Annotated in this window: 7 protein-coding genes and 2 rRNA genes; 7 read left to right on the top strand and 2 right to left on the bottom strand. The window is 53.3% G+C overall.

The window, feature by feature from the left end; all coding sequences use genetic code 11:
- Positions 1–179: 179 nt before the first annotated feature.
- Positions 180–3,086: ribosomal RNA gene (locus ACLI4M_RS09820) — 23S ribosomal RNA — on the top strand.
- Between the two features lie 208 nt (positions 3,087–3,294).
- A 5S ribosomal RNA gene (gene rrf / locus ACLI4M_RS09825) occupies positions 3,295–3,410 on the top strand.
- 108 nt (positions 3,411–3,518) lie between these two features.
- On the opposite strand, the gene mobA is transcribed toward rrf, so the two are convergent.
- Positions 3,519–4,094, bottom strand: coding sequence for a molybdenum cofactor guanylyltransferase MobA (mobA, locus tag ACLI4M_RS09830; RefSeq protein WP_133624976.1), 576 nt, complete (start codon positions 4,092–4,094; stop codon positions 3,519–3,521).
- A gap of 57 nt (positions 4,095–4,151) precedes the next feature.
- Here mobA and ACLI4M_RS09835 point away from each other — a divergent pair, with 57 nt between their 5' ends.
- The 4 genes from ACLI4M_RS09835 to polA all read left to right on the top strand — a co-directional run bounded on the left by ACLI4M_RS09835 (position 4,152) and on the right by polA (position 9,366).
- On the top strand, positions 4,152–4,421 hold the full coding sequence (locus ACLI4M_RS09835; protein WP_048914190.1) for a YihD family protein: 270 nt from the start codon (positions 4,152–4,154) through the stop codon (positions 4,419–4,421).
- 79 nt (positions 4,422–4,500) lie between these two features.
- On the top strand, positions 4,501–5,493 hold the full coding sequence (locus tag ACLI4M_RS09840) for a serine/threonine protein kinase (protein WP_133622336.1): 993 nt from the start codon (positions 4,501–4,503) through the stop codon (positions 5,491–5,493).
- A gap of 45 nt (positions 5,494–5,538) precedes the next feature.
- A complete protein-coding gene (gene dsbA, locus ACLI4M_RS09845) occupies positions 5,539–6,168 on the top strand; it encodes a thiol:disulfide interchange protein DsbA (RefSeq protein WP_133622335.1) in 630 nt (209 codons plus the stop codon).
- A gap of 408 nt (positions 6,169–6,576) precedes the next feature.
- A complete protein-coding gene (gene polA, locus ACLI4M_RS09850) occupies positions 6,577–9,366 on the top strand; it encodes a DNA polymerase I (RefSeq protein ID WP_133622334.1) in 2,790 nt (929 codons plus the stop codon).
- Between the two features lie 462 nt (positions 9,367–9,828).
- Here the strand turns inward: polA and yihA are convergent, their stop codons facing one another.
- The gene (yihA, locus tag ACLI4M_RS09855; protein ID WP_048914194.1) at positions 9,829–10,464 is read right to left on the bottom strand and encodes a ribosome biogenesis GTP-binding protein YihA/YsxC; all 636 of its coding nucleotides are present in this window, start codon (positions 10,462–10,464) and stop codon (positions 9,829–9,831) included.
- Between the two features lie 554 nt (positions 10,465–11,018).
- Between yihA and yihI the strand changes: the two genes are divergently transcribed.
- Positions 11,019–11,546, top strand: a complete 528-nt coding sequence (yihI, locus tag ACLI4M_RS09860; protein WP_133622333.1) for a Der GTPase-activating protein YihI — start codon at positions 11,019–11,021, stop codon at positions 11,544–11,546.
- Positions 11,547–11,590 lie beyond the last annotated feature (44 nt).

Genomic DNA, 11,590 nt, shown 5'->3' on the forward strand with positions numbered 1-11,590 from the left:
AAAACTGACTTTTTGGAGTCACGTTTGAGATATTTGCTCTTTAACAATCCGGAACAAGCTGAAAATTGAAACGACGCGTCGTATTCATTCTCCGTAATAAGAATGAAGTTAACGATGCGTTCGAGTCTCTCAAATGCTCACGACAGCATGCCGTCCTTCGGGACGCTTGTGGGTTGTGAGGTTAAGCGACTAAGCGTACACGGTGGATGCCTAGGCAGTCAGAGGCGATGAAGGGCGTGCTAATCTGCGATAAGCGTCGGTAAGGTGATATGAACCGCAATAACCGACGATACCCGAATGGGGAAACCCAGTGTGATACGTCACACTATCATGTCATGAATACATAGTGGCATGAGGCGAACCGGGGGAACTGAAACATCTAAGTACCCCGAGGAAAAGAAATCAACCGAGATTCCCCCAGTAGCGGCGAGCGAACGGGGAACAGCCCAGAACCTGAATCAGCTTGTGCATTAGTGGAAGCGTCTGGAAAGTCGCAGGGTACAGGGTGATACTCCCGTACACAAAAATGCACTCGCTGTGAGTTCGATGAGTAGGGCGGGACACGTGACATCCTGTCTGAATATGGGGGGACCATCCTCCAAGGCTAAATACTCCTGACTGACCGATAGTGAACCAGTACCGTGAGGGAAAGGCGAAAAGAACCCCGGCGAGGGGAGTGAAACAGAACCTGAAACCGTGTACGTACAAGCAGTGGGAGCACCTTCGTGGTGTGACTGCGTACCTTTTGTATAATGGGTCAGCGACTTATATTCTGTAGCAAGGTTAACCGTATAGGGGAGCCGCAGGGAAACCGAGTCTTAACTGGGCGTTAAGTTGCAGGGTATAGACCCGAAACCCGGTGATCTAGCCATGGGCAGGTTGAAGGTTGGGTAACACTAACTGGAGGACCGAACCGACTAATGTTGAAAAATTAGCGGATGACTTGTGGCTGGGGGTGAAAGGCCAATCAAACCGGGAGATAGCTGGTTCTCCCCGAAAGCTATTTAGGTAGCGCCTCGTGAACTCATCTTCGGGGGTAGAGCACTGTTTCGGCTAGGGGGCCATCCCGGCTTACCAACCCGATGCAAACTGCGAATACCGAAGAATGTTATCACGGGAGACACACGGCGGGTGCTAACGTCCGTCGTGAAGAGGGAAACAACCCAGACCGCCAGCTAAGGTCCCAAAGTCATGGTTAAGTGGGAAACGATGTGGGAAGGCACAGACAGCCAGGATGTTGGCTTAGAAGCAGCCATCATTTAAAGAAAGCGTAATAGCTCACTGGTCGAGTCGGCCTGCGCGGAAGATGTAACGGGGCTAAACCATGCACCGAAGCTGCGGCAGCGGCGCGTAAGCGCTGTTGGGTAGGGGAGCGTTCTGTAAGCCGTTGAAGGTGTGCTGTGAGGCATGCTGGAGGTATCAGAAGTGCGAATGCTGACATAAGTAACGATAAAGCGGGTGAAAAGCCCGCTCGCCGGAAGACCAAGGGTTCCTGTCCAACGTTAATCGGGGCAGGGTGAGTCGACCCCTAAGGCGAGGCCGAAAGGCGTAGTCGATGGGAAACGGGTTAATATTCCCGTACTCGGTGTTACTGCGAAGGGGGGACGGAGAAGGCTATGTTAGCCGGGCGACGGTTGTCCCGGTTTAAGCATGTAGGCGGAGAGTTTAGGTAAATCCGGACTCTTACTAACGCTGAGGTGTGATGACGAGGCACTACGGTGCTGAAGTAACAAATGCCCTGCTTCCAGGAAAAGCCTCTAAGCATCAGGTAACATCGAATCGTACCCCAAACCGACACAGGTGGTCAGGTAGAGAATACCAAGGCGCTTGAGAGAACTCGGGTGAAGGAACTAGGCAAAATGGTGCCGTAACTTCGGGAGAAGGCACGCTGTCGCTAGGTGAAGTCACTTGCTGACGGAGCTGAAGGCAGTCGAAGATACCAGCTGGCTGCAACTGTTTATTAAAAACACAGCACTGTGCAAACACGAAAGTGGACGTATACGGTGTGACGCCTGCCCGGTGCCGGAAGGTTAATTGATGGGGTTATCCGCAAGGAGAAGCTCTTGATCGAAGCCCCGGTAAACGGCGGCCGTAACTATAACGGTCCTAAGGTAGCGAAATTCCTTGTCGGGTAAGTTCCGACCTGCACGAATGGCGTAATGATGGCCAGGCTGTCTCCACCCGAGACTCAGTGAAATTGAACTCGCTGTGAAGATGCAGTGTACCCGCGGCAAGACGGAAAGACCCCGTGAACCTTTACTACAGCTTGACACTGAACATTGAGCCTTGATGTGTAGGATAGGTGGGAGGCTTTGAAGCGTGGACGCCAGTCTGCGTGGAGCCAACCTTGAAATACCACCCTTTAACGTTTGATGTTCTAACCTGGCGCCGTGATCCGGCGTGGGGACAGTGTCTGGTGGGTAGTTTGACTGGGGCGGTCTCCTCCTAAAGAGTAACGGAGGAGCACGAAGGTTAGCTAATCACGGTCGGACATCGTGAGGTTAGTGCAATGGCATAAGCTAGCTTGACTGCGAGAGTGACGGCTCGAGCAGGTGCGAAAGCAGGTCATAGTGATCCGGTGGTTCTGAATGGAAGGGCCATCGCTCAACGGATAAAAGGTACTCCGGGGATAACAGGCTGATACCGCCCAAGAGTTCATATCGACGGCGGTGTTTGGCACCTCGATGTCGGCTCATCACATCCTGGGGCTGAAGTAGGTCCCAAGGGTACGGCTGTTCGCCGTTTAAAGTGGTACGCGAGCTGGGTTTAGAACGTCGTGAGACAGTTCGGTCCCTATCTGCCGTGGGCGCTGGAGAATTGAGAGGGGTTGCTCCTAGTACGAGAGGACCGGAGTGAACGCACCACTGGTGTTCGGGTTGTCATGCCAATGGCATTGCCCGGTAGCTAAGTGCGGAAAAGATAAGCGCTGAAAGCATCTAAGCGCGAAACTTGCCTCGAGATGAATTCTCCCTGACTCCTTGAGAGTCCTGAAGGGACGTTGAAGACTACGACGTTGATAGGCCGGGTGTGTAAGCGCAGCGATGCGTTGAGCTAACCGGTACTAATGACCCGTGAGGCTTAACCTTACAACGCCAGAAGCGTTCTGGTGCGCGTTATGAGAGACGCAAAGAGATTTTCAGCCTGTTTACCGGAATTAAGTCCGAAGTATTTTGCGCTGAGGCAAGGCGGCAAGCGAAGGAAAGGAGGGAGCATACTGAAGTATGTGACTGACTTTACGAGCGCGGCCAACGCAGCATCAGCACAAAAGACACAGGACAGAGCACAAAGAATTTGCCTGGCGGCTTTAGCGCGGTGGTCCCACCTGACCCCATGCCGAACTCAGAAGTGAAACGCCGTAGCGCCGATGGTAGTGTGGGGCCTCCCCATGCGAGAGTAGGGAACTGCCAGGCATCAAATAAAGCAATAACCCCGACCGAAAGGCCGGGGTTTTTTGCGTTTACAGGGCTGAGAAATAAGTTTCATATGCTCTTATCAGAGCAAAATCCCCCTTCTTCACGCTATAAAAGATCTTCCGGCCGATTAATATTGCGAAATGCGGCTTCCGCCTGGGTAAATAATACGCTGTGCCCACCAACCTGTTGGAGAAACAGCATCAGTTTGCGCTCGCCTCGCACCAGATAATCTTGCAACGGCGCCGCCAGACTGCGATGCAGCAACGCCAACGTGGGATGATCGCGCTGTTCCGTGCGCGGCCACACTGCCAGCGCTTGTCCCCGATTCTTCCATAGCTCGCTCACCAGATTGGACGGCACGCAGGGCGTATCGCAAGAGCAGAAGGCAACCCATTCGCTTTCTGCCTGCTGCAGTGCAGCTAACATCCCCGCCAGCGGCCCGGGAAAGTCGCTCAGCGTATCGGCGATCGTCGGCACGCCGCTCTGTTGATATACCTCAATATTCCGGTTGGCATTAATCCATACAGTAGTGACCTGCGGCGCAAAGCGTTGCAGCACGTGCTGATACAGCGGCTTGTTCTGATACAGCACCAGCCCCTTATCTTTACCGCCCATGCGGCTGCCACGGCCACCTGCCAGGATCACCCCGGTGATCCCGGGTCCTGCCACGGCACTCGTCATACTCATTGGTTTATGCCCTATGCTTAACGTTGGGTTTCTTTATACAGGGACAACAGCATGAAATGCCATCGCCTGAATGAATTAATCAGCCTGCTGCAACCCGCCTGGCAGCAAGATCCCGATCTGAATTTAGTCGAGTTTTTACAGAAGTTAGCCGATGAAGCCGGCTTTAAACAGCCTTTTACTCAATTAACCGATGATGTGCTGATCTACCATCTCAAAATGCGTGGCAGTGACAAGCACGCTGAAATTCCCGGTCTGAAAAAAGACTATGAGGATGATTTCAAGACTGCACTGCTGCGGGCGCGGGGCGTGATCAAGGATTAAATCAGCCGCTGGCCCATGACGGCGGCCAATTAATGATATTCTTGCAGGTATCTCATGTCATGATCAACGGGCTCGCCGGATGAAAGAACCTGCTTTTAACTTCCACACTTTAACGCCTGATACCATCCTTGATGCACTGTGGGAGACCGGGCTACGCGTGGAGTCTGGACTGACGGCGCTGAACAGCTATGAGAACCGCGTCTATCAGTTTTCCGATGATGATAAACGCCGTTACGTCGCTAAGTTCTATCGCCCACAGCGCTGGTCTCAGGGGCAGATAGAGGAAGAGCATCAGTTTGCCAGCGAACTGTTTGCCGATGAAATCCCCATCGCCGCGCCGTTGGAACTCAATGGCTCGATGCTCCATCAGCACCAGGGCTTCTGGTATGCGGTATTTCCCAGCCTGGGCGGCCGCCAGTATGAGACGGACAATTACGACCATCTGGAATGGGTAGGGCGTTTCCTCGGACGCATTCATCAGGTGGGGCGGCGCAAGCTCTTCAGCCAGCGGCCAACTATTGGTTTGCAGGAGTACATCGACGAACCGCTGCAGATTTTTGCCGACAGCACGCTGGTGCCGTCGAAGCTGAAAGCGGATTTACTCGCCAGTATTGAACGCCTGCGCACAACTTTACAAAACTGCTGGCATACTCAGTGGCAGCCTTTGCGCCTACACGGTGACTGCCACCCCGGCAATATTTTATGGCGCGATGGCCCGTTATTTGTCGATCTCGACGATGCCCGTAATGGCCCGGCAGTGCAGGATCTGTGGATGCTGGTAAGCGGCGACCGTCAGGAACAGCGCTTGCAGTGGGATATCCTGCTGGAAGCATACGGTGAGTTCTGCGACTTCGACGCTCATGAATTGTCACTGATTGAGCCTTTACGTGCTATGCGGATGGTTTATTATCTGGCGTGGGTTGTACGCCGCTGGCAGGATCCGGCCTTCCCAGGCAGTTTTCCGTGGATGACGGATGAGGATTTCTGGCGCCGACAGATTTCCACTTTTAACGAACAGGACAAGCTGTTGCAGGAGCCTCCGCTGCAGCTGACACCTGTATTCCAGGTGTGATCGCCTTTGGTTCGCCTATTAAGTTGTTATGGAGAGAGTTTCGCGATGAAAAAGATTTGGTTTGCGCTCGTCGGTATGGTTCTGGCATTCAGCGCTTCAGCTGCACAATTTACCGATGGTCAGCAATACGTGACTATGGATAAGCCTGTAACCGGTGAGCCACAGGTTCTCGAGTTCTTCTCGTTCTTCTGCCCACACTGCTATGAGTTCGAGCATGTCTGGCATGTCAGCGATGCGGTGAAGAAAGTCCTGCCGGCGAACGCCAAAGTGACCAAGTACCACGTTGAATTCCTCGGCGGCGAGATGGGTAAAACCGTTACCCAGGCATGGGCTGTCGCTATGGCGCTGGGCGTGGAAGATAAAGTGACTGCACCTATCTTCGACGGTATCCAGAAAAGCCAGACCATTACCGATCCGGCCAGCCTGAAGGCGGTCTTCGTCAAGGCTGCAGGTATCACACCAGAAGCCTATGATGCTGCCTGGAACAGCTTCGTAGTGAAATCGCTGGTTGCACAGCAGGAGAAGGCGGCAGCCGATGTTAACCTGCGCGGCGTGCCTGCGATGTTCGTTAACGGCAAATACATGGTTAACAACGGTGGCCTGGATACCAGCTCCATGGATAACTATGTTCAGCAGTATGCCAACGTGGTGAAATTCCTGATTACTCAGAAGTAAATCCGCGAAGAGTGCCACTAAACGCCGGCTCGCCCGGCGTTTTTTCTTCCCGCCTTGCAAAATATTTGTCGTAAAAGTGCCCTTTCCTCAAACGGAGATCGCGCATCGTTGCCTGGTGCTGCCAACTTATATCCACATCTCGCTAATGCCGTAAAATCTAAAGATAATCCCAATGAGATAAACTAACTAAATGATTTTAAAGGTGACTTTAATTTATTCATTGCGCGCTTATCTGCCATTAATTAATCGTTATTAAATTTACGCACAAACTTATCCACAGAAAATCACTGCGAGGCGCTGCGCAAAAACACCTCTATCTGATGATTATTCGCCGTTGTGATTTCATCTTTTATAGTGAGCTGTGGCATCCTTACCCTCAATCGAAACCCAAGAAGAACGTGACGACTTATGGCTCAAATTGCAGAAAACCCGCTGATTCTGGTAGATGGATCTTCCTACCTGTACCGTGCTTATCACGCGTTCCCTCCGCTGACCAATAGCGCGGGCGAACCCACCGGTGCAATGTACGGCGTATTAAATATGCTGCGCAGCCTGCTGCTGCAATATAAGCCTAGTCATGTGGCCGTGGTATTTGATGCCAAGGGTAAAACCTTCCGCGACGAATTATTTGAAGCGTACAAATCGCATCGCCCGCCGATGCCGGACGATCTACGTGCGCAAATTGAACCGCTGCATACCATGGTTAAAGCGATGGGCTTGCCGCTGCTGGCTATTTCCGGCGTAGAGGCTGATGACGTCATCGGTACGCTGGCGCTGGCGGCAGAGAAGATGGGCAAACCTGTGCTGATCAGCACGGGCGATAAAGACATGGCCCAGCTGGTGTCGCCGAACATCACGCTGATTAACACCATGAATAATGCCATCCTTGGGCCGGATGAAGTGGAAGAGAAATATGGTATTCCACCGTCGCTGATTATTGATTTTCTCGCCCTGATGGGCGACTCCTCGGATAACATTCCAGGCGTTGCGGGCGTGGGCGAAAAAACGGCGCAGGCGCTGCTGCAGGGATTAGGCGGCGTAAAAGATATCTATGACAATCTGGATAAAGTCGCGACCCTGACCTTCCGCGGGGCAAAAACCATGGCGGCCAAGCTGGAGCAAAATAAGGAGATGGCTTTCCTCTCCTATCAGCTGGCGACGATTAAAACCGATGTTGAGCTGGAATTGACCTGCGATAAGCTGACGGTTGAAGAACCCGCCGTTGAAGCGCTGCTGGGGTTATTTAAGCATTACGAATTCAAGCGCTGGATTGCTGACCTCGAAGAGGGCAAATGGCTGCAGGGTAATAAAGGCAATCCCTCTGCGAAAAAAGTGGCAGCGGCGGAAAGCGAGCCCGCAGCAGAAGAGACGACCAGCGTGCTCTCCTCTGATGGCTACGTCACCATTCTTGATGACGAGACCTTCACCCGCTGGCTGAAAAAATTACAGGACAGCAAGCTGTTCGCCTTCGATTTGGAAACGGACTCGCTGGACACCCTCAGTGCCAATATCATCGGCCTGTCGTTTGCCACCGCACCGGGCGAGGCCGCCTATCTCCCGGTAGCGCACGACTATCTTGATGCGCCAGAGCAGCTGGATCGTCAAGCCGTGCTGGATCGTCTGAAACCGCTGCTGGAAGACCCGAAAGCGCTGAAGGTTGGGCAGAACCTGAAGTATGACCGTGGCGTGCTGGATAACTACGGTATCCAGCTGCAGGGCATTCAGTTCGATACCATGCTGGAGTCTTACGCGCTTAACAGCGTGGCGGGCCGCCATGATATGGACAGCCTGGCCGCGCGCTGGCTGAGCCATAAAACGGTGACCTTTGAGGAGATCGCCGGCAAAGGCAAAAATCAGCTGACCTTTAACCAGATCGCGCTTGAGCAGGCCGCACACTACGCCGCGGAAGATGCCGACGTTACGCTGCAGCTGCATTTGAAAATGTGGCCGGAGCTTGAAAAAGAGCAGGGGCCAAAAAACGTCTTTGAGCAGGTCGAGATGCCGCTGGTGCCGGTTATTTCGCGTATTGAGCGCAACGGCGTGCTGATCGATCAGAACATCCTGGCCGCGCACTCGCAGGAGCTGGGAGCGCGTCTGGCCGAACTGGAACTGAAAGCACACGAACTGGCGGGAGAGCCGTTCAACCTCTCCTCTCCGAAACAGCTGCAGACCATCCTGTTTGAAAAGCAGGGGATTAAACCCACCAAGAAAACCCCGGGTGGGGCGCCGTCGACCAGTGAGGAAGTCTTAGCCGAGCTGGCGCTGGACTACCCGCTGCCGAAGGTGATTCTGGAGCATCGTGGGCTTTCAAAACTGAAGTCGACCTATACCGACAAGCTGCCGCTGATGATTAATCCGCACAGTGGCCGCGTGCACACCTCCTATCACCAGACGGTGACGGCGACCGGGCGTCTCTCGTCCAGCGATCCAAATCTGCAAAACATCCCGGTGCGCAATGATGAAGGGCGCCGTATCCGTCAGGCTTTTATTGCCCCGAAGGGCAGCCGCATTGTCGCAGCCGACTACTCGCAGATTGAGCTGCGTATTATGGCGCACCTGTCACAGGATAAAGGGCTGCTGACCGCCTTTGCCAGCGAGCAGGATATTCACCGCGCCACCGCCGCCGAAGTCTTTGGCGTGGCGCTGGACAAAGTCAGCGGCGAACAGCGCCGCAGCGCCAAGGCGATTAACTTTGGTCTGATCTACGGTATGAGCGCATTCGGGCTTTCGCGCCAGCTGAATATTGGCGCCGGTGAAGCGAAGAAATATATGGACCTCTATTTCGAACGCTATCCGGGCGTATTGCAGTATATGGAAAGCACCCGCGAACTGGCGGCAGAGAAGGGCTATGTCGAGACGTTGGATGGGCGCCGCCTCTATCTGCCCGACATTAAAGCCAGCAACGCGATGCGCCGTAAAGCTGCGGAGCGTGCGGCAATCAACGCCCCGATGCAGGGAACCGCTGCGGATATCATTAAACGCGCAATGATTGCGGTCGATGAATGGCTCTCCGCGCAGGAAACCCCGCAGATCAAAATGATCATGCAGGTACACGATGAACTGGTGTTTGAAGTGGAGGCCGATCTGGTCGAAGCGGCTTCAGCGAAAATTCGTGAGCTAATGGAAGGCAGTATGAAACTGGATGTGCCGCTGCGCGTCGATATCGGCGTGGGCGACAACTGGGATCAGGCGCACTAAGTTATTCCCAACTGCATGCTGCTGTTTTTTTCTGCAAATCAGCAGCGTGCAGTATCCATAAGAAATTCGTAGCGTTAATCGGTTCAGCGCCCCATTTCTGTACTCAGCGTTCAGAAAATCACCTAAGCTTCTCAGCTAAAACACTTTTTTCGTAATTAAGCTACAGCATGACCCTCAGAATGTGACCTGAGTTGGATTACTGCTGTGGTTTTCTGAAAATTAACTACAAAAAACCCTTTTGAGCGCTCAGAAAATCATGTAAAGTTCGAGTTGTAGGGTACAGAGGTAAGATGTTCTATCTTTCAGACCTTTTACTTCACGTAATCGGATTTGGCTGAATATTTAGCCGCCCCAGTCAGTAATGACTGGGGCGTTTTTTATTGGGCGCTACCTGGGATTTCGTGCGGTGTTTATACCGATTGCGTAGGGGCCAGGCGTGCCTGGCCCGGTGAAGCGGGGAGCTTATTCAGCAGGAATATCATCTTCCGTAGCCGGTGGCAGATCGCGATACCAGCTGTCGAGCTTCTGGCTCAGCTTATCTACGCCGATTCTCTTCAGCGATGAGAATGCTTCAACTTCCACGGTACCGAGGAAGGTCTTAGCCTCTTCACGCACGGCATTGAGCTGCGCTTTGCGCGCACCGGAGGCCAGCTTATCGGCTTTGGTCAGCAGTATCAGCACTTCAATGCCGCTCTGGACCGCCCACATCACCATCTGGCGATCGAGGTCTTTCAGCGGGTGACGAATATCCATCAGCACCACCAGCCCTTTCAGACAGACGCGCTCGCGCAGATACTCAGCCAGCGAACGCTGCCATTTCAGTTTCATCTCTTCCGGAACCTGCGCATAGCCATAGCCTGGCAGGTCGACCAGGCGATAGCCCTCGGCCACCTGGAACAGGTTAATCAGCTGCGTACGACCCGGCGTTTTACTGGTACGCGCGAGGGCTTTCTGGTTCGTCAGCGTATTGAGTGCGCTGGATTTACCCGCGTTAGAACGCCCGGCAAAAGCCACTTCGATGCCGGTATCGGCAGGCAGGTGACGGATATCGGGGGCGCTGGTGACAAAATGGGTGACGTGATAATTCCAGCCAGACAAAATAGATACTCCAGGATAAAAAGGGCAATTGCGCTGATTATACCCTGTATGGTGCTAAAGCGCCCGGTAAGACGCGGTCTCGATTTCGTCTGTGAGACATTGACTATTGCTGCTGGCAGCACTCTCTGCATTTGACACTAAATGAAATTATATTTCTTAATATTTATCATTAAGTTATAAAAAAATGAAAAAAAACAGAGTAAAAATTACGTTCCTCACCTTGTGAGACGGACTGGTTAGTCTACATTTGTAGTCGGAAACAGGATGTTTCACTTCAGGATGAAGCGCTCAGGGAGTATCAGGAAGATCGTGAGCGGGGATGGATTAGCGCACAGGCGTGCTCGGCAGGGACTCAGGATGCTAACCAGGATGGGGGCAAAGGCAAAGGGAAAACAGGGACGCTAGCTGCTAAAATGGATGCTGACATTGTCAGTCCTTCTGCGGAAGGTGTGAAAAAAGGCGACAGGGTGACCTGGCGCCTTTTTTCTTGCTCTGCTTTCTGCTAGATTCCGCCGCAATTCTATACTGAAGATAAACGTCTGAGAGCAGAAACCATGAAGCAACCTGCACGCACACCCCAGGATAAAAAACCGGGCGCACGAGTAAAACGCAAATCGCGTGAAGAGATCGACCAGGAAGCGCGCGCCCGTAAGCGCGACAAGAAGCACAGCGGCAACAGTTCCGGCAGCCGTGCCAACCCGGCGACCACCAGTCAGAAAAGTTCTGACAGCAAGCCGGCCAAAGATCCGCGTATTGGCAGCAAAAAGCCTGTTGCGCTGGGTGCCGATGTGGCGGCCAGCAAACCCGTGAAGCCGGCGAAAGCCGCCAAGCCGGTTGAGAAAAAGCCCCGCCTGACGCCAGAAGAAGAACTGGCACAGCTGGAAAATGACGAGCGCCTGGATGCGCTGCTCGATCGTCTGGAAAATGGCGAGAGCCTGTCAGCGGAAGAGCAGGCATGGCTGGACCAGTCGCTGGACCGCATCGACGTGCTGATGGAGCAGCTTGGCATCACGCTGGACGATGATGCTGATGACGAGCAGGCCGAAGAAGATATGTATCGCCTACTCAAGGGCGGCAATTGATCTTCAGTGAACCCGCGTTTCTCTGACGTAATCTGAAGCAGCGC

The organism is Erwinia sp. LJJL01, from assembly GCF_047300805.2.
In the GTDB taxonomy this organism is placed as follows: domain Bacteria; phylum Pseudomonadota; class Gammaproteobacteria; order Enterobacterales; family Enterobacteriaceae; genus Erwinia; species Erwinia aphidicola.